This window comes from Paenibacillus sp. TSA_86.1 (assembly GCF_052691815.1).
This window is the reverse complement of the sequence record NZ_JBQZGE010000001.1, coordinates 1-19,598: the sequence shown is the minus strand read 5'-3', so window position 1 is coordinate 19,598 and position 19,598 is coordinate 1. Positions and strand designations below refer to the sequence as shown.

At 49.1% G+C, this 19,598-nt stretch carries 14 protein-coding genes; 2 read left to right on the top strand and 12 right to left on the bottom strand.

Annotated features, from left to right (window positions below; all coding sequences use genetic code 11):
• Positions 1 to 204 precede the first annotated feature (204 nt).
• From ACUTVW_RS00070 to ACUTVW_RS00015, 12 genes are all read right to left on the bottom strand, one after another.
• On the bottom strand, positions 205 to 2,241 hold the full coding sequence (locus ACUTVW_RS00070) for an IucA/IucC family protein (RefSeq protein WP_445643906.1): 2,037 nt from the start codon (positions 2,239 to 2,241) through the stop codon (positions 205 to 207).
• Complete coding sequence (locus ACUTVW_RS00065; protein WP_445643905.1) at positions 2,201 to 3,577, bottom strand: type III PLP-dependent enzyme; 1,377 nt, start codon at positions 3,575 to 3,577, stop codon at positions 2,201 to 2,203. Before ACUTVW_RS00065 ends, ACUTVW_RS00070 begins: the two co-directional genes overlap by 41 nt.
• A complete protein-coding gene (locus ACUTVW_RS00060; protein WP_445643904.1) occupies positions 3,574 to 4,350 on the bottom strand; it encodes an HpcH/HpaI aldolase family protein in 777 nt (258 codons plus the stop codon). The genes ACUTVW_RS00065 and ACUTVW_RS00060 overlap by 4 nt, the downstream gene beginning before the upstream one ends.
• On the bottom strand, positions 4,347 to 6,221 hold the full coding sequence (locus tag ACUTVW_RS00055; protein ID WP_445643903.1) for an IucA/IucC family protein: 1,875 nt from the start codon (positions 6,219 to 6,221) through the stop codon (positions 4,347 to 4,349). The genes ACUTVW_RS00060 and ACUTVW_RS00055 overlap by 4 nt, the downstream gene beginning before the upstream one ends.
• Positions 6,196 to 7,965 (bottom strand): IucA/IucC family protein, encoded by a 1,770-nt coding sequence (locus ACUTVW_RS00050; protein ID WP_445644935.1) that lies wholly within the window; start codon positions 7,963 to 7,965, stop codon positions 6,196 to 6,198. Before ACUTVW_RS00050 ends, ACUTVW_RS00055 begins: the two co-directional genes overlap by 26 nt.
• Positions 7,922 to 9,376, bottom strand: coding sequence for an MFS transporter (locus ACUTVW_RS00045; protein ID WP_445643902.1), 1,455 nt, complete (start codon positions 9,374 to 9,376; stop codon positions 7,922 to 7,924). Before ACUTVW_RS00045 ends, ACUTVW_RS00050 begins: the two co-directional genes overlap by 44 nt.
• Positions 9,373 to 10,725, bottom strand: coding sequence for a diaminobutyrate--2-oxoglutarate transaminase (locus ACUTVW_RS00040; protein WP_445643900.1), 1,353 nt, complete (start codon positions 10,723 to 10,725; stop codon positions 9,373 to 9,375). The genes ACUTVW_RS00045 and ACUTVW_RS00040 overlap by 4 nt, the downstream gene beginning before the upstream one ends.
• A 103-nt stretch (positions 10,726 to 10,828) precedes the next feature.
• Positions 10,829 to 11,860 (bottom strand): hypothetical protein, encoded by a 1,032-nt coding sequence (locus ACUTVW_RS00035; protein WP_445643899.1) that lies wholly within the window; start codon positions 11,858 to 11,860, stop codon positions 10,829 to 10,831.
• Between the two features lie 304 nt (positions 11,861 to 12,164).
• Positions 12,165 to 12,989: an ABC transporter ATP-binding protein gene (locus ACUTVW_RS00030; protein ID WP_445643898.1), complete on the bottom strand. Its 825-nt coding sequence runs from the start codon at positions 12,987 to 12,989 to the stop codon at positions 12,165 to 12,167.
• Between the two features lie 13 nt (positions 12,990 to 13,002).
• Positions 13,003 to 14,046, bottom strand: coding sequence for a FecCD family ABC transporter permease (locus tag ACUTVW_RS00025; RefSeq protein WP_445643897.1), 1,044 nt, complete (start codon positions 14,044 to 14,046; stop codon positions 13,003 to 13,005).
• Entirely contained in the window at positions 14,043 to 15,056 is a 1,014-nt protein-coding gene (locus ACUTVW_RS00020; protein WP_445643896.1) for a FecCD family ABC transporter permease, read from the bottom strand. Before ACUTVW_RS00020 ends, ACUTVW_RS00025 begins: the two co-directional genes overlap by 4 nt.
• A 100-nt stretch (positions 15,057 to 15,156) precedes the next feature.
• Entirely contained in the window at positions 15,157 to 16,176 is a 1,020-nt protein-coding gene (locus ACUTVW_RS00015) for an ABC transporter substrate-binding protein (RefSeq protein ID WP_445643895.1), read from the bottom strand.
• Between the two features lie 476 nt (positions 16,177 to 16,652).
• Between ACUTVW_RS00015 and ACUTVW_RS00010 the strand changes: the two genes are divergently transcribed.
• Positions 16,653 to 17,228, top strand: a complete 576-nt coding sequence (locus ACUTVW_RS00010; RefSeq protein ID WP_445643894.1) for a hypothetical protein — start codon at positions 16,653 to 16,655, stop codon at positions 17,226 to 17,228.
• Positions 17,229 to 17,437: 209 nt separating this feature from the next.
• Entirely contained in the window at positions 17,438 to 19,210 is a 1,773-nt protein-coding gene (locus ACUTVW_RS00005; protein ID WP_445643893.1) for an alpha-glycosidase, read from the top strand.
• Positions 19,211 to 19,598: the final 388 nt, after the last annotated feature.

Genomic DNA, 19,598 nt, shown 5'->3' with positions numbered 1-19,598 from the left:
GCCCCACTTTTTGACCAAAACTTTATAAGGAAAACCTTACACCTACACCCTCAATCCAAATATGAACCTAAACACTCAACCTCATCCTTGAACCTGGACACTTAAGCCCGCCCATCAACCTTAACTCCTAAGCCAAAACTTCAAACCTAGCCTTCGAATCTAAACTACAAACTTAACCTACAAATCTAAATGTACCCCACATACCTATCCCTTATAAAAAGGGTTCCACCCTTGGCCTTTGCCCGATGGCATCGCGCCTGGCACCCCGTCCGCCTCAAGCAGCGGACGGACAACTAACTTCACAGGCCACGCCTCGCTCTCGAAGATCACGTGCTCCAGCGTGGCCCGATCCGTCTCGGGAAGCTGCACCTGGTGCAACGCCTCCCGCCAGGCCTGCTCCGTGATCTCCCAGAACTTCGTTTCCGGGATGTTGTACACTTCGCTCATCGCCTCCATGATCGCAGCCAGATTCACCTGCGTCCCAAGGGACTGCACATAAAAAATCAGCTTCTGGATCGTCTCATTATAGAGACTGTTCGAATACCCCGGACGAATATGATATCCCGGATCAGCAATTCCGTGCTTGTCCAGATACGGCTGATGCAAACGCACAGAGTCATGATCCCGGAATAATAGTCCCTTCACCTGATTATGCTCCAACACCAGACAGCAGTTCTGGCCATGAATCTCGGGCACAACCCCGATCTTGAACAGACGCATGACCACATCATAGAATGTAGCGGCGATATCCCCATAGAACGCCAGAACATCTTCTGCACTCAAATCCTTGTCCGAGATCTCGGTCAGCAAATGATGCCCGTCCAGATTGACGCCAAGTGCAGCCATGGGAACAATCTTGTAGACATCATCCAGCAGCTCGGCAGGATAGACACGGATCTGCGCCGCCAGATGCCGGGGGTGATCATCGAACAGTCCCATCGACTCCGGCATAAAGCCCCACCAATTTTGCTCCTCACACATGTACACCTTGTCTTTCAACGTCTCGTCACAAGACACTGCCTGCCTCAACATCTTCTCTCCCACAAGTCCATTGAGCAGCTTAACCACCGGAAGATAACGCGCGGCGCCAAGTGAAAGCACACTTACAGGCAGCTTTAGCATAAGCGCAGACTCGGCGGTTTGAGACATCGACCGCAAGGAAGATGTGGCGAATACGTCGCCAATCTGTACATCCAGCACCACAATGCTACCCTCTACGATTTCTTTCGTGAACCGTGGCAAAATAACATGTTCCAGCTGCCACGGATGCACCGGCATAGGTAAGTACTCATCCATCGACAAGCCTCTGCGTTGGAACTCGGCCTGAACTTCCTCACGCTGCGCATCATATAACATATTTAGAATAGACAAGCCGTCCTCACATCCCTGCTGCACAGCATTCCGTCTGATCGCCACCCAGCGCAGCCGGATCGTCTTCCCGAACTCGGCTGCATATTCCGTGACATCTTCAGCACTGAATCCAATCTTTGCTTTGGAAGAAGGATGGAACGGGCGATCCCGGAGTGCAGCAATACGCTCGCTTTTCACAAACCATTCATACGCAGACTTCGGCTCATAAGCAGACAACGGCTGAACCTGATTCCATCCAAGTTCATATTGCTCCACAGCCACATCTAAGCTTGCCAGAAAATCTGCCACACCAGGCTGCGCATAGGCATCCTCCGACAATGCCCGCTGCAACACCGCACGCCCAACGGACGCCGGAGTATCCAGCAGTGTGCAGCTCCCATCCGAATTCTGTTGATAGATGGGTGACCCTTGAACCCACTGGATACCCTGCCTTACCCCGTTTTCAACCAGACAAAGTACACCTTCCGCATGCAACCCCAAACGGAAAGCCAACGTAGCAGTCGGCGTTTCTCCAGAAGAGTTAACCTTATTGAAGTTATAATCACTGAGGTTATTTCCACTAGAGTTCTTCTCCGTAGGGTTACTCTCACTGAAATTATCCTGCGTAGAGTTACGCTCATTGGAGTAGTACTCACTCTTGTTCTGCTCATCGACAATGTGACCGTGTATATATTTCTTTGCGCTACCCTTGTCCCACCCGGCCTCATACCCTTGATATAACTGTCGAAGCTGCGCAGGTGCAGTAGCAAAATCAACAAACGAATGACCTTGCAGCGGAAGCAGCTGCTCTGCCAGCAGGCTATTCATCAGATCAGATAATATCTTTTGTTCAGCGGTTTGCCGACTGGAACGTTGCATTAGCGTTGACATGTTCATCGCCCTCCGTCAAATAGTGGAATGCCGGGTGCGGATGCCCCAGGAAATCATGATGCGAGATCGTCCAGGCGTACGCACCTGATTTTTCAAACACAATCACATCGCCCACACTTAACCGCTCAATCTCTGCATCGGAATGCATGCGATCCTTCGGCGTACATAGTTCACCTACGATATGAACTCGTTCTTCTCGAACCTCTGGTCTTGCAAATCCATGCGTCCAACGATCTGTATATACAATCTGAAAAGGATGATTATGCCCCCAGGATGCAGGTAACCGATGATGATGTGTGCCTCCCCGCAAAATGGCAAACATCTGTCCGTGCGAACGTTTGATATCCGTCACCTCGGTTACGTAATAACCGTGATCTGCTACCAACAAGCGGCCTGATTCAAAAAACAACTCTGCACCGCGCGAAGCAAAACGCTTTCCGGCTTCACTTTGCTGCAAAAGCGAAGTGAACAAAGGCCAGTCGAAGCCGGGACTACCGTCATACGTCACACCAAACCCACCGCCTGCATTCACCACTTCTACCTGCAAGTTATATTGCTGTTGCCAGTGCTCTACCTTTTGCAAATACAGCTCGATCATCTCGGCATGCAGTCTGGCATCCATATTGTTGGACAGGGAATGGAAATGGAATCCGCATAACCGAACCGCCCCCTTACCTTCCACACGAATCAGCTCAATTGCTTCCTCAACCGCCTCCTCATCGATTCCAAAGGGACTCGGCCCGCCTCCCATTACAATTTTAGTTCGTGGCAATGTGTTACTTCTCAAGTTGATGCGAAACAGCACACGAACTTCGGGCTCCTGTTTCCCTCTCAACTGCCCTTGCCCTTGCTCCACTTGCGATTTCGCTTCTGCTTGCCCCTGTTCCTCTCCCTCCCCACCTTGCCCTTGCCTATGTTCTCTTCCATCCTCTATTCCTTGTTCTCGCGCTTTGACAATCGCAATGATACGGCGCAATTCCAGCAGACTCTCCACATGGATATAACTCACGTGATGCTCTATTGCCAGCTTCAGCTCGCTTTCCTTCTTGCCCGGGCCACCAAACAGGATAGGAACTTCACGGCTCACCGCCCGAACCTTCATCAGCTCGCCAATGGACGCCACCTCAAAGCCTTTTACCAAAGGAAGCAGCGCTTCAATAATGTGCGGATCGGGGTTGGCTTTAATTGCATAGAACAACTGCGTATGTGCTGGCATCGTTTGCAGCATTGCGCGCACTTGCTCCTGAATCCCTGCCAGATCGTAGATGTATGCACATATCGGCTCATGTGTGTCACGTTGAATCCCGTCCAGCACTTGTTGAACACTCGCTTTCATGTCTGTTCACCTGCATTTCTGTAGTCATTCCGCTTTTGGGCGTAGGCTCGAAAGGCCGTATTGCGGTCATCTCCAAGCACATAGATGTGTACATTACGTTCACGCCAGACGGCCATGTCTTCCATTCCTCTGGTGACCGTCGCATAAGGTATGCCAGACCGCTGCGCAGTCTCATGCAATACGTTTAACGCCTCCCTCACATCCGGGTGATCCGTCTGCCATGGCACACCCAGCGATTGCGATAAGTCCGCAGCACCTTCAAGCACAAAGCTCACCTGTGGATGAGATAAAATCTCCGGGCTTTGCCTTACACCCTTCATGCTTTCGATCATTGGCACGATCATCACCTGCGCATTGGCCTCTGCAATGTATTCAGTCAGCGGGAATTTACCGAATACACCGGGTCGTCCACTGTTCAGACTACGCATGCCGAGCGGATGATAATAGGCATGATGCACAGCTTCCTTCACTTGCGCCAACGTCTCCACATGGGGAATGACGATCCCCTGCGCTCCGCAGTCCAGCACCTTCAGAATCTCGGTCCGTTCGATCTTTGATATCCGTACGAGTGGTGTGAGGCCAACCCCTTCGGCTGCTCGTATCAACTCTTCTACGGACTCCATGGATGTTGCTGTATGCTCCAGATCAATGATGACAAAGTCATAGTCTGCATGACCAATCATCTCGATGATGATCGGATGCGGAATGGAAACAAATAGGCCAAATACCTGCTGTTTGCGAGCAATTTTCTCTTTGAGCGAGTTCATCTTCATCGGTTTGCAGCCTTCTGTTCAAGTTCTTCCCTCTGCTCGTGTTCACCCTTCTGTTCAAGCGCGTCCTTTGCCAGTTTGAGCGGATTACTTGCCTTGCGGAAATACAATTCCCCATCCCCATATAGCCGCCGCTTCGTCATCTCTTCGATCAAGGCATCCTCTGCCAGCAGGTCAAACATGTCAAACCGCTTCGCATACTCGGGGTGTTGCCGCTGATAATCCAGAATTACACCAGCGCACAGCTGCCAGAAAGTCTCTTCGGACAGGCCAAACCGCTCCAGTGACAAGGCAACATCGGTCATGCAGATAAAAAAGAACGCATCGTACGTATAGTCGCGTACCTCCGACACGTCGCTGGCATAGATGAACGAATACCGATTGAATTTGCGGTGGGTTTCCGGTTCAGGATGCAGCTTCGGCGCCCGTTCCGGGTGCAGCAACTGATCCGGCACGTAACGGACGCCATCATGCAAATCTTTGATGATGAACCGTTTGGGCAGATCATTTTCCAGCACCAAAATGATATTCTGGGCATGCGATTCAAGTGCAATCCCGTGCGCATACAAGAGATGAATCATTGGCAACGTGAGTGTACGCACCAGCGCCTCTCCCCATAGCTGAACACCATGACGCTCAATGGCATCTTGTATAAAAGGAACTCCGTTCCGCTGCACCAGCATAAGTGCATTCAGCGGCCATGCCGTCTCACCTTTCTTCAGGTGTACGGATACATTTTCCCGCCAGATTGCACCCAGGGTGCCGTAAGCGCGGCCGTACTGAGTGACAGGTAACGTTTCGTAACGGAACGAGAGACCCATGATTTCTTTTAAAATGGCAAACTGCTCCTGCTGCAACAGCTCATCCTCTCTCACCAGTTGATCCAGCCAGTCACTGATCAGAGGTGCATTTTGCGTTGTATGCTGGGCAAGAATACGTGTGCTTGAGGTGTTCGTTATGCTCAGAGCCAGCTTGATGTATGGTGCCACTGGGTTATTTCGATTCGAGAGGGAACGAATGGACTGCTGCGCACGATAAGAGGAAGCCGAAGAACCAAGATAAATGATGTCTCCATCCATGATCTGCTTCGCATATATGGACTCCACTGCGTGCTCCCACTGCCATGGATGAATCGGGATGAATATGTAGGAATCGATATGCATTGCGTCTGTTTTGTCCGAAATAATCTGGTGGAAATGCTGCAAATCTTCCTCCGTCAGATGCTGTTCCAGCAGTGCTGCCGAGTCATAACCGCCGGATACGGCCGTTTGAACCATTTCTTTTCGCGCCGCAACCCAGATAAGCAGAACGTCTGCATTGAACTCGGGGCCATAAGCGAGATTGTCTTGCAGCGAAAACCCCAGTCTGGACTTGTAACTCGGATGGTATAAATGGCCGTCCGTCATGTGACTTTCAAGCGCATCATAGTGCCGATCTTGTACAGGAATGTGGAGAGGTAACCTTGCCCGGCACTGACTGTCTTTGGCCATCGTTTCTTGCAGCTCCTGAACAAACGCCGTCAGTTTCGCACCCTTCAAGCGGTTCAACACCATTTCCTCCAGAAAGAGATCCAGATCCGTGCAGGCACTGCCTTCACGCTTAATCGACCCGATCTTCACCTTCACGCGGCCAAATGAAAACTTACGCACTGCTTCACACGTATACACCACCGATTCCCCTGACGCAGTAATGCCGCTGGTAGACCACTTACTACCGTTTTCCTCACGATCCAGAATGCCCTCAAACCACATCGCTTCCAGTACCTGCCGTATGATTCGCTCTTGAACTTCCACGTATACGGGGACTCCGCCGTCATTAGAGACTTTGTTTACCTTCTTCTCGTCTGCCTCAGTTGCGATTTCTTCGAATCTCACGTGCTTCACTCCCTAAACGTTTCATGACGTTACCTACCGGCACATAAGCCGGGGTCTGACTAATGCCCGTGAGACAACTCACCAGATTTTGTTTGGCTAGAAAAGCGTCTGCGGTCAGCAAATGCTCCACATATGCGTTACCTGTTCGTGTCCATTCTTCTTCGAGTACCTCTCGCACCTGCGCCCAGAAGTACTCCTCCGGCACGCTCACATCCCGGGCCAGCACATGAATTAACGAGCCCAGATGATTCACGATAAAATAATACGAGGTTCGCGCCCACGCCTTCTCACGCGGATAAAATAACAACTCGGACACTTCCGAAGTTTCTATCGGCTCATGCCTCTGTTCTGGCTGTAAACGCTGATCCGTCTTCTGTTCCCCGGGCGGCCCACCAACCATTTGCTCGTCTACACTAACTCCTTCCAGATCACGCACGATAAAAGCAACCGGCATGCCCTGCTCCAGGGTCACCAATGTGTTTTGCAAATGGGCTTCAAAATGAATGCCTTTCTCTCCAGCCGCTCTTACAAGCGGCAACAACGAGCAGGTTAGATAGCGTGACAGCCATTGCTCGACCTTGTCACGATCAACGACATCGGCATCATCCTGTCTACCACACAGCATAGTCACTAAGCGGGATGGTGCCCCAGGCCATGGCGACTCGACCAGACTGGACAATACATAGGTACTCGCAGGGTCGAACTCGATTGGACGATAGGCGATCGTGAACAGACTTGTCAGATCTTCATCATTCTCGAACCTACATGTCGCTACACCTGTCTCATACGCAATGTGGGTCTTTGGCTCCGCATCAAAACATCCTTGCTGCCACACATATGTGGATGCATCCATTGTCCGCCTCATCTGCTCGGCGCTGTTGGTGCGAATCATGTTGGTAATCTGCATATTCAGCGACAACTTGATATTGCAGTTCCAGGTCGGTACATACACCGTGCGTACCGAAGAGGTCGGGTAGGCGAGCGGCCCTGCGCTGCCTAGTAACAGTAACTTCTCTTCACGGATATAGGACTGTACCTCGTCCAGACGTGAGATGTATGCATATTGCCATGGATGGACAGGCAACAGTCCATACATGCCCAGCTTATCTTTGGACACAGGCCAGTCCTGGCTTGCCAAAAGTTCGTGCAGATTGATTTGATGTGAATGCGGCACCCATTCCTCTGCATACACATCCTGCCTTACGGCGATGTAACAGAGCTGAAAAGAGGTTCGAAGTTCTGGACTGTATCGCTGCACATCCGAGGCAGTAAAACCTCTGGAGTTTTTTGGAAAAGGATGAAATGGATGACCGTACAACAGGGATTGTTCAGAGGTAATATAGTCATATATCCCGAGACCAGACGCCTGCTCCAGGTACAATGTGAGGTTAGCGACGCTGTTCTCCACTTTTTGAATAAAATCACGAACGCGTTCGGTTCCCCGATCTGGATCTCCGCCAATTTCAGATGAAATCCATCGCACCAAATCCCGGCTATACACGGTTTGCCCGTTACGGTTCATACTGAGATATTCATGCTCGCCCATAGCGGAGTAATAAGAAAGTAACCCCATCACACATACACCGCTGGTTGGAAAAGTGATCGTATACGTCAGCGTATCCGGGTTAAGCTGAATCTGTTCTGCTCTTTCCGGCCCAAGCTCACGGATATAACAGTTCAGCAGCAGCTTGCAGGAATGTTCATCGGCCTGTTGCTCCGCCTTGGACCGGAGTTTGTTTTCCATTTTGAACAATGAAGCCAACCTTCTTTCGAGTTATAAGTAAGACCAGAGGTAACGTCAGTAGAATAGCGCAGCCAAGACCTACGCAGATTTCTTTAATGGCTCCCCATTTTGCCAGTTCAACCGCACTGCCATGCCCGGCCAGCCATTGCCAGCGCATATCGTAATACAGCGTCATGCCCATCACCGCAAACGATGAAGCCAGTCGTTCAATTGTTGTGGACAGCACCGATCCTTCATGCAAGTCTTCATCAGGTAACGCCTGCAGACCTATAGCAGAAATGCTCATACCAGAAAGCCCCACACCAACTCCCCGGCACGCCATCAGCACCCCGATGATCCATATAGACGCCCCCATAGGCAAAAATGCAAAGGACAGAATGGATACGGACACCAGCAACGTGCCCCAAGCGATATACTGAAGGGAGCGCCCCCGGTCTAACAGGTTGCCTCCAATCCACATGAACAGACTGGTGGAGATCGAAAGCGGAATGAACAAGGCACCGGAAAGCGCCGGAGATAATTGAAAGACTTCCTGAAACAGCAGTGGCAACGTAAAAATCACGCCAAACATCACACAATCCTGAATCGTGGAGATCAGAACGGTAAGGGAAAAAACACCTTTTCTTCGCAGCAATGAGTAACGGATGAGCGGCTCATCACGTGAATTTTCAACCTGGATAAAACGAACAAGCAACACCACGCCAATGGCAATCAGTGTCCAGGGTATCCATGAATCTACTGCGGGACTGGCATACAACTGTACGCCCAGACTCAGTGCACCAACTGCACCAACAAGCCGTATAACACTGGATGGATGCCACGTTTTCCTGCGAGCCGGAATATAAGCTTGAATCACGCGTCCACAACCCATTAGCGAAAAAAGTGCCAACGGCACGTTCAGCCAGAACAGCATCTCCAGCCGTCCATACTGAATGATAAACCCACCAAGGGTTGGCCCAGCCGCAGGAGCAAGCATCAGCAGCAGCCCCCACGCACCTGTAATGCGCCCACGAACCTCCGGGCCGTAAACATCAAACAGCAACACAAGGGATAAAGGAATCATCAAACCGGCTGCGACACCATGCATGAACCTTACAAGCAGCAGCACTTCAATGAAAGAATGGAGCAAAGCCCCGAGCACAGAAAATACCCCGTAGATGCAAATGCCCAGCATGTACGTTCGCTTGCGTCCCAGCCGATCTACGATCAGGGAAGCCAGCGGCATCGTTAATGTCATGGCGAGCATATACAGGGCAATGATCCAGCCGCCCGCTGTAGTGGATATGTCATAATATTCGATGAAATATGGAAGCAGCAGGTTAAACGCACTGTTGGTAAGCACAAGCGTGAAAGCCCCTAGTAGAATGGACAGTAAAACCGCATGCCGCCGAAGCAGCGATACATTCATCATACCGCTTCCATTAATGCAATAGCTTCCGATACCGACCGTTCAAAGATCGCCAGTACCTCGCCCGCTTGCTTCTCCGTAATATTCAGCGGCGGCAGGAAACGCACAACCGCAGAATGACGTCCGCCAACTTCTACAATGAGTCCGTTGCGGAAACATTGCTGCTGAATGACGGAAGCCAGTTCACCATGCTGCAGATAATGTCCCATACGATCTTTGCCGCCTTGCGGATTGACCACTTCAACACCGATCATCAGCCCACGTCCGCGAACGTCACCGATTTCGGCAAAACGACCTTTCATTGCATGGAGCCGTGCCATGAATTGCTCACCGCGCTGATGCACATTCTGCATCACATGATGCTCCTTGATATAACGTAACGTGGCGAGACCTGCGGCCATGGCTAGCTGATTGCCACGAAATGTGCCTGTATGCGCACCCGGATTCCACTGATCCAGCTCTTCCTTATAGATCACAACAGACATGGGAAGGCTGCCGCCTACGGCTTTGGAGCAAATGATGACATCGGGCACGATACCCGCGTGTTCAAACGAAAACATACACCCCGTCCGACCAATTCCCGTCTGCACTTCATCAATAATCAGAGGAATGTTACGTTCTGCCGTGATTCGGCGCAACTCCTTCAACCACTCAATATCCGCTGGAATCGCACCACCCTCGCCCTGTACCGTTTCCACGATCACACCGCATGGCGCTGCTATTCCGCTCTCGCAATCATCCAGCAAGTTTTCAATGTACTGTGCACTTAAGCGGGCGGTCATGCCTTCACCAACTCCAAATGGACAGCGGTATTCGTACGGAAAAGGCAGGAAATGTACATCCGGTAGCAAGCTTTGCAACTGTTCCTTTTTACTCAGATTTCCGCTCATGGACATCGTTGCTTGGGTTGAACCGTGGTACCCACCTTGGAAAGCCAAAATGGATTTGCCGCCTGTTGCATGTTTTACCAGCTTGACCGCTGCTTCGACCGCATCGGCTCCGGTTGGGCCACAGAACTGAATTTTGGATGTATCCCGCATCTCTTCGGGCAATAAAGAGAACAGCTCCTGCATAAACGAAAGTTTCAGCGGTGTAGCCAAATCCAGTGTATGTAAAGGGATCTGCTGATCCAGCACGTCGCGAATGGCGCTAACGACCGTCTCATGGTTATGCCCAAGTGCCAATGTTCCCGCACCCGCGAGACAATCGTAATATTCACGGCCTTCCGTATCCGTAATCTTGATGCCTTGAGCTTTGCTGATGACAAGCGGGAAATGCCGGGGATACGCTCGTGCATTGGACTCCTTTTCGTTTTGCAGCTTCAGGTATTCCGTCTGTACCTCTACTGACATAACTCTCTAACGCCCCTTATTATCGATTCAGGCCATAAAATGCCTGTATATTCGTTATTAACTCCATTCCGTATCGAAACAAGTGCCTATTACGCGCCAGTCACTAGCTCTGAAATAGATATTCCAGATATTGACGCACAACATCCCTGCTCGTTCCGCCATACGGATACACGTGGTGTGTCAGATCCGGCAACGCGTTAACTTCCAGAATGCCTCCCTGTGCAGCCGTAATAGGCACTCGAATATCCTTACAACGAACATCTATTCCTGCAACGTCAATCTGAAGCGCTTGGGCTGCCTGTATCATCATGCGGACATTGTCAGGGTGAATGTCATCCGTACAATCCCGGTAGAATTCACTAATCTTCCCGGCTGCCGAATTACGGAGGTCATACAGTTCAATTTCTTGACCTACGGGAGGTATGTCATTCCAACCAACACCTTGCTTACGCAACGTATCCAGCAAACGTGTGTTTTCAACAGATTCGAGATCAATTGCAGGAAAAGCTTCGTACATACCGATCTCTGTGTCTTCCATTCGGCTTTCGTTCAGGATTTCAATGAGTTCGCGTACAGACGAATTACCATCGCCAGTCACATAAACAGGTCGGTATTGGTTAATTGCCGCTACCTGATCGTTGATAATCAGCACCCGGTAGTCGGTTCCAATGACATATTGCTGCAGTAGTATGTTACTTCCATATTGGGCTGCGAGGTCTATCGCCGTTTCCAGTTCAGCACAGGTACGTACATCTAGCGTAACTCCCTGGCTGCTGCTCGCATCCAATGGTTTGACTACGATGGAATGGTGCTGATTGAGAAAATGCTCTGCCTCTTCTCCCATAGCAGCCACGACAATATGCGAAGGGACTGGCATCCCCTGCTCTTGCAGGATCAGATTACATGCCTGTTTATTTTTGGCAAGCAGTCCGGCGATCAGCGGTAAGCGGTGGGTTCTTGTCTTGTTAATGATGATCTGCTTGTGCTCAAGGGACAATCTAAGAAAATCCTCACAGCTCTCCACCAGCAACTCGCAATGGATGCCCATCTTGTTAGCTTTGTTCAGAATCAAACGGTTCTGTAAATTATCAAAACCTTTTGGAAATATGGAACTTCTGGAACGGAGCAAATTCATATCCGACCTTCCTATCGGTTGATTTTATTGATAATGATTATCAGTATCACACAAAATCTATTTTATGGTAATTGCTGATAGGTTGTCAATATAAAACTTTTAAGGGAAAAATAGTTTGAATTTCTGTGGAGAGGTGCTCTTGAACCGTACATCAAGGTCGTTAGAAGGCATAACAAACCCGGCAAGCGAAGAATTACAAATCCTCTGCTTGCCTGATTCGTTATCCCATAAAGATAGAAAGATGTAACTAAGGGGTGATTTCGGGGGATGGATGACTATGAAACGGCCTTTCATCAAGCATTCATTAAGCCAGTTGTGTATAACGTTGCTGTTCTCCGTTCAACTTCCTGCCTCTTCCGTGCGGAATACAGGTCGGCGTGCCGAATAACGGATCTACTGCAATCTCACACTCCATCTGAAAAACGCAACGCACGAGGTCACGAGTGATAATATCCTCCGGTTTCCCCTCTGCATAGATCGACTTGTTGTGTACCGCCACAATATGATGTGCATAACGACACGCCAGATTCAGGTCGTGAAGCACCATCACGATTGTGCGCCCTTCCCGTTCATTTAATTCAAACAGCAGATCCAGAATATCGATCTGATGTGTCATATCCAGATACGTCGTAGGCTCGTCCAATATTAATGTTTCCGTGCCTTGTGCCAAGGTCATGGCGATCCATGCGCGCTGACGCTGACCACCAGATAGTGCATCAACAGGCCGATCCGCCAGTGCCGTCAGATGTGTGGATGCAAGAGCAAACTCGACCATGCGCTCATCCTCACGTGACCACTGTTTAAGCCATGTCTGGTGAGGATAACGCCCTTGGCGAACCAGCTGATTTACGGTCAAACCTTCCGGTGCCGTTGGGCCTTGGGGCAAAATGGACATACGTCTTGAAATTTCTTTAGTGGGTAGCTTCGCAATCTCTTCACCATCCAGTAATACGGTGCCCGAACTGGACTTCAGCAGTCTTGCCATCGTACGAAGCAGCGTTGATTTGCCGCAGCCATTACTACCGATCAGAACTGTAATCTCTCCCTTGGGGATCGTCAGATTCAGATTTTCTATAATCGGATCTGCTCCATAGGAGATGGTAAGCTCCTTGGCTTCCAGAATACTCACAGCACTCTCCTCCTCAATAGTGGTTTCGATTCTTAAATAATAGATACAGGAAAAACGGTGCACCGATACCTGCGGTGAATACACCGGCTGGCACATCCAGCGGCAGGAACGCCGTTCGGGCAATGAGATCAGCTACACAGACCAGTAACGCACCAATGAATCCGGATACCAGTAGCATACTGCCGAACATCCGACCTACCAGCTTTCGCGCGATATGCGGAGCAATCAGACCGACAAAGCCAATCGTGCCAGCGACTGAAACAGCGATTCCGGCGAGAAGCACACTGCACAATAGCAGGATAGATCGATGCCACTGCACCGTAACGCCCAGCCCTGTAGCAAGGTCGTCTCCGAACTCCTGCGCATTTAGACTGCGGGCAAACCACATGGCGAGAGGCACAACAATCAAAATGACGGGGAGTATGGTTCGGATATCCGTCCATGTTGCCCCATAGATGCTGCCTGTTAGCCAGATATAGGCCTGACTCGCCGTATAGAACGGGCTTAGAATCAACATAAAGGTTGTGCCTGCCCCCGTTATAGCCGATACGCCGATTCCAATCAGCACAAGCCGGATTGGACTGACTCCTTTTTTCCAAGCAAGGATATAAATGATGAGTGCCGTTACCATCGCACCGATAACAGCGAAAAGCGGCAGCAGTTTGATACTAACCGTTCCGCCCAACAACGTCACAAATCCTACGGCAGCTACCGCTGCACCCCCCGTTATGCCGATGACGTCGGGTGAAGCAAGTGGATTACGAATAATGCCCTGTAACAGTGCACCCGACATCCCAAGTGCTGCCCCAACAAGCAGAGATAACAATACACGTGGAAGCCTAAGTGTCAGCACGACGAAATCATGCTCTCCTGCGTTCAGTCCGAAGATGGTGCGAATAACATCCAGTGGAGAAATAAAGTCACTGCCCATACTTGTTCCAACCACTCCTGCCGCCAAGAACAGGAATAGGCATACGGCGATAACCATCATGGACTTGCGCTCGACTTGCATGGAGACGGTGTCCTTTTTATTGCGGTAGGTCAGCATCTTCTTCATATCTTCGTCACCCCCTTGCGGGCGATATAGATGAAGAATGGACCGCCGATCAGGGCCGTCATGACACCGAGCGGAAGCTCCTCCGGCATAATCACCAGCCTTGCTACGACATCGGCCGACATCAACAGAATCGCCCCACCCACGAAGCAATAAGGGATAAGCCAGCGATAGTCATTGCCTACAAAAGCACGCATGATATGCGGTACAACGAGTCCGACCAAACCGATAGAACCAGCGACCGCGACGGAGCCCCCTGCCAGTAACACCGTAACGATTCCCATCATTCCTTTGACCAGAAGCACGTTCTGTCCCATACCTTTGGCAATGTCATCCCCTGTTAATAACAGGTTGATGGCTCTACCCATGAATAGCGATACCAGTGCAGCAGCTGCCATATAAGGTAGAACCGGATACAACATCTCCAGCGTTCGTCCACTTACCGAACCGGCAAGCCAGAACAATACATCCTGCAGCCCTGTTCCATCCAGGACAAGAATCGCTTGAGTAAAGGAGGCAAACAAAGCCGAAATAGCAGTGCCTGCTAGTACAATTTTGATTGGGGTCAGACCATCACGTCCAAGTGAACCCAAACCATATACAATCGCTGCCGATATCGCCGCTCCCGCAAATCCAAACCACATCATCGTAGTCAAGGAAGATACGGATAGTACAACAACAGCAATAACAATAAAGAAAATCGCCCCCGCATTAATCCCGAACACACTTGGGGATGCCAGCGGATTACGTGTCAGTGCCTGCATCAGTCCACCTGCAACAGCCAAGCTTGCACCTACAACAGCCGCAATAACCGTGCGTGGCAATCGTTCCGTCAGTAACACCACATGTCCTACCGACGTTTCATCATAGGAATGGTACGCATCCCACAACATATGGAACGTAATCGGTGTGCGTCCCAGAATCATGCTGGCGGTTGCTGAGAGAAGCATAAGAATGAATAAGCCAACCAACCCGGATATTTTCGCACTTGCCTTGGTAAAAAGGGGAAACATACGCTCACTCTTTCATCTGTAATCTGTAAATTGAAACAGGACCTGCCTGCCCATACACTTCGCTCACGAAAGTTCTGGTGCATGGCAGATCCTGCTCCTATTATTTAGTCAGGTTGAACTGCTTGTATAGATCATCCAGCATCATGTTGGCCGATGTGTATCCGCCTGCCATGTTCCAGGCCACTTCATCCACCTGAACCAACTGGTTGTTTTTCACAGCGTCAAGGTTATTCCAGAGTGGACTGCTTGTCCAATCTTTGTAGTTTTTCTCAATTGCAGCTGTATCCGTGCCTGAATTAAAGTTAAAGATCATGTCTGCATTCATATCCGGAATCGCCTCTTTGGATGTCAGTTCAACACCCCATTTATCTGCATCATGTCCTGCAGGTCTTGTAAAACCAAGTTCCTTCAGAATTTTACCTGCATATCCCATGTAGAAAATACGAACCTGATCCGCTCTAAAGTTCGTGATGGTTGCTTCAATCGGCAGACGGTTACCCATCTTCTCTTTGAAATCCGCCACGCGAGTCTCCCAATCAGCAAGCAGTTTACTCGCTTCCTCTGTTTTGTTCATGGCTTCCCCTGCAAGCTTCAACGTTTCTTTCCAATCGAACAACGTTTCGGTCACGACCGTTGGTGCGATCTGGGACAACTGCTCATAGATTTCTTCGTGTCTGATTTTGGTTGCAATAATGAGGTCAGGCTTCAGCTTGTTGATCTCTTCCAGATTGGGCTGCGGTTCTTGACCCACTTGTGGTACACCGTCCAAGTCTTTACGCAGATATTCATAAACGGGCTGCTGAACCCATGATTCAACGACACCCGCCGGTTTCACGCCAAGTGCTACCACAACATCATTCGCACCTTGGAACAGTGTCACGATTCGTTGCGGAGTTCCCGTGATTTTTGTTTCTCCCATGGCATGTTTGATCACCCGAGTCTCGTCTGCTGCTTTGGCAGTAGTGTCCCCCTCCGTGCTGCCTTCAGTACTCTTGCCGCTTGTTGCTGAGCTTGCTGTATTTGTCGTATCTGCACTTCCCCCTGAAGCACATCCAGCCAGCAACGAAATCATAAGAATGAGCGCTGCATAAATAGTTAACTTTTTGTTAAATCCAAACATGGAACTTTCTCCCCTTTTCTCCCTAAATGATATTGAATCTCATTATCAATTGTATTGTAATGGAGTTGGGTAATTTAGACAAGCATTTATTTGGAAAAGATTTTCACGTCGTAATTCATCTTCATTCTTCTTAAAAAGGCCGCTGTAAAGCAATTTTCAGGTGAATACATATAATATGAATCGATATTATTAAATGTTGTGTAACCATTAATGTCAATTGTCCCCTACTCCTTATTGGAAAAATATTACTTTATCCCTCCTTCTATTTCATCATGTGATAGCATGCAAGCGTATTAATATTTATTCGTTCAAACTTATATCTATGAATAACTCGACCATACTCTGTCCTTTTTGAACTTAGAGTCGGCCCATTTAACCCTAATTTTATTTCTAAATTATTCCTGTAATTGGAACTCTTCTTATGTTAGATTATCCCTTGGATAAAATCACATATATAAAGACAGGGGACGGGTATTATGAAAAAACATTGGATTCTTTCGATCCTGATGAGTATGGTGTTAATCGGCGGCGTAGTTCTTCCAACAGGGCATTATACTGCAGCAGCGGATAATTCCACTGTGATCTCGGATGAGGCAAACACGGAAGAGACAATCAACCAGGAGGAACAGGAGCTTACGGCAGATGACCAAGATTTTCTGGATTATTTGGATGCCTTGGAAGCAGCGGGGGTTTATGAAAAGAAAGCAATGGACGCCATAGGCGGAAACACATACATCACCTCCTCCAATCGTAAATCTTTCTTTCTGACGTTAAACAACACAGCTATTCCAAATTACACGAAATATGTTTCCATGCTGAAGCAGATCAAACCGGAGAATACGGAGTTGAAAAAAGTCCATAACAAATTGATTAAAGGTAGCTACGCACAGCTGGAAGGTTATCAATTGTTCAAAAAGGCTGTGTCCAAAACAACAATAAACCGCACGTTTCTCAAGCAGGGTAATGACAAGATTGCTGTGGGTAAAAAGAGCATCGAGCAGTACATCAAAGAAGCCAAAACATACGGTGAACAACTGGGATTCCAGATGTAGTGTGCTCAGCCTCATCATAAATTGATAATTAAGGAAAAAAAGTGTTTTCTTTTGTAAAAATAATTCGTATAATAGCCGTATAATCAAAAGGCTATGCTGCCGAAAGGTACAACCTCGTGAACTTGGGAGGTTGTACCTTTTTTTGCGTTTTTTTACGGCATTTCTCTGGCCTTATCTTGCATTTATTTATGTGCCAAGGAGTGATTTTCATGATTTTAGAAGCGATTTATCATCGTCCCAAACTGAACTGGTCTTATGCGTATAATCGCACAACCATGCATCTCCGTCTGCGATCCAAACGTGGGGATTTGGATGCCGTCATTGCTATTACAGGAGATAAATATGCTTGGGATCGGACGATCACGCATATTCCGATGCGTATTTTCGCCCGGGATGACATGTTTGACTACTGGGAGGCCGAGACATCTCCGCCCTTCCGCAGACTACGTTATGCCTTCCAGCTTATCCAGGGGGAAGATTCTGTGTGGATGACAGAGCGAGGATTTGAACAGACACTGCCGGAGCATCCGCTGGAAATGTTTGATTTTCCATTCATGAATCCGGTCGATATTTTTGAACCGCCTGCATGGGTTAAGGATGCTGTTTTTTATCAGATTTTTCCCGAACGTTTTGCGAATGGTGACCCTTCTCTGACGCCAGCCAATGCTGAACCTTGGGGTGGCACGCCTACACCGACCAACTTCTTTGGCGGAGACCTGCAAGGCGTGATGGATCATCTGGATCATCTTAGTGAACTCGGAATTACAGCGATCTATTTCTGTCCACTCTTTGAAGCCACAACCAACCATAAATACAATACCGCCGATTACTTGAGGGTTGATCCTCAGTTTGGTACAAATGAACAATTAAGAACGCTTGTGGATGCGTGTCATGCTCGTGGTATACGAGTCGTCCTAGATGCCGTGTTCAATCATTCGGGAAGAGAGTTTCCTCCTTTTGTCGATGTGATGAAACATGGTGCGGCTTCCCCTTATGCAGACTGGTTCTACATCAAGGATTGGCCACCGCGTGTAGAGGATGGCATTCCGACCTACGAAACCTTTGCCTTTGAGCCACTCATGCCCAAGCTGAATACGGAACACCCGGACGTCAAAACCTATCTCCTGGAAGCTGCACGCTACTGGATCGAGGAGATGGATATTGACGGCTGGCGGCTGGATGTGGCCAATGAGGTGGATCACCAATTCTGGCGTGAGTTCAGGCAGACGGTCAAAGCGATCAAACCCGATGCTTATCTGCTCGGTGAGATCTGGCATGATTCATTGATGTGGCTGCAAGGAGACCAGTTCGATGCCGTCATGAATTACCCTTTTACCAACTCCGTACTCGATTACACCGTGCATGGCAAGCTGGATGGACTCGGATTTGCCAACGAGATTGGCAAATTGCTTGCATCGTACTCACAACCGGTTACTGAAGCAGCATTTAACCTGCTCGGTAGCCATGATACGCCGCGGTTACTGACGTTATGTGATGGAGATATACGTAAAATGAAATTGGCCGTAACGTTGCTTTTCTCTTATCCGGGTGCACCTTGCATCTATTATGGGGATGAGGTTGGGTTGGACGGTGGATATGATCCGGGTTGCCGTAAATGTATGGAATGGGATGTGAAGAAGCAAAACCGCGAGCTGCTTGAGTTTTTCACTCGAACGATTGAGTTACGCAAGAAACATCCAGCTATGCGCAGTGCGGGGTTAAAGATTGTTTATGCCACAGCAGGCGACTCGTGCCTTGCGATGGAACGTGTGGATTCGGGGAGTGGAGAACGTGTGCTGCTGGTGCTCAATGCCAGTGACGAGCCTCGAAAACTGGAACTTGGGTGGGGAGATCATAACGTCTGGCGTGACTTGTTCACCTCTGCCCCGGTTGAAGCAAGACAGAACAAGTTAACTCTGGATCTCGCACCATATGGCTTCTCATTGTTGCAGCTTGAGGCGAAGCAGCCAGCGAAAGCTTAATCTAGGTCATAAGGCTATTCTGGTGTCTTCTATTAATCTTGCTGTGCACTTAACTAACAACAAGCTGTGAGTCATCTCATGCTTCCCTTTTCTATACTGGATAATAAAAGCTGGATCTCGAAGGGCCGGAACATGAAGGGGTAGATTCCGAGGGCTGAACGTGAAATCACGTACAGCCCTTTTTTTATATATATTTTTGATAAAAAAACACAACATTTACGTCTGAATCATCGCCATGTACTGTGTCCCTCTATCTTGTCTGTCTTGTCTGTCTTGTCTGTCTCTGTCTGTCTCTCCCTCCCTCATACTGCTTCCTAACTCTAACGATCACAGCTTTAAAGCCCCCTAATCCAATTGGACACTTTAACTCACCTCAGATACACTAAAT

Bases quoted from the DNA above. Each gene is read 5' to 3' on its own strand.
- ACUTVW_RS00025 (WP_445643897.1), bottom strand. From the start codon at position 14,046: ATGAAGAAGATGCTGACCTACCGCAATAAAAAGGACACCGTCTCCATG.
- ACUTVW_RS00040 (WP_445643900.1), bottom strand. From the start codon at position 10,725: ATGTCAGTAGAGGTACAGACGGAATACCTGAAGCTGCAAAACGAAAAG.
- ACUTVW_RS00065 (WP_445643905.1), bottom strand. From the start codon at position 3,577: ATGAAAGCGAGTGTTCAACAAGTGCTGGACGGGATTCAACGTGACACA.
- ACUTVW_RS00015 (WP_445643895.1), bottom strand. From the start codon at position 16,176: ATGTTTGGATTTAACAAAAAGTTAACTATTTATGCAGCGCTCATTCTT.
- ACUTVW_RS00010 (WP_445643894.1), top strand. From the start codon at position 16,653: ATGAAAAAACATTGGATTCTTTCGATCCTGATGAGTATGGTGTTAATC.
- ACUTVW_RS00050 (WP_445644935.1), bottom strand. From the start codon at position 7,965: ATGGAAAACAAACTCCGGTCCAAGGCGGAGCAACAGGCCGATGAACAT.
- ACUTVW_RS00070 (WP_445643906.1), bottom strand. From the start codon at position 2,241: ATGTCAACGCTAATGCAACGTTCCAGTCGGCAAACCGCTGAACAAAAG.
- ACUTVW_RS00045 (WP_445643902.1), bottom strand. From the start codon at position 9,376: ATGATGAATGTATCGCTGCTTCGGCGGCATGCGGTTTTACTGTCCATT.
- ACUTVW_RS00060 (WP_445643904.1), bottom strand. From the start codon at position 4,350: ATGAAGATGAACTCGCTCAAAGAGAAAATTGCTCGCAAACAGCAGGTA.
- ACUTVW_RS00035 (WP_445643899.1), bottom strand. From the start codon at position 11,860: ATGAATTTGCTCCGTTCCAGAAGTTCCATATTTCCAAAAGGTTTTGAT.
- ACUTVW_RS00005 (WP_445643893.1), top strand. From the start codon at position 17,438: ATGATTTTAGAAGCGATTTATCATCGTCCCAAACTGAACTGGTCTTAT.
- ACUTVW_RS00020 (WP_445643896.1), bottom strand. From the start codon at position 15,056: ATGTTTCCCCTTTTTACCAAGGCAAGTGCGAAAATATCCGGGTTGGTT.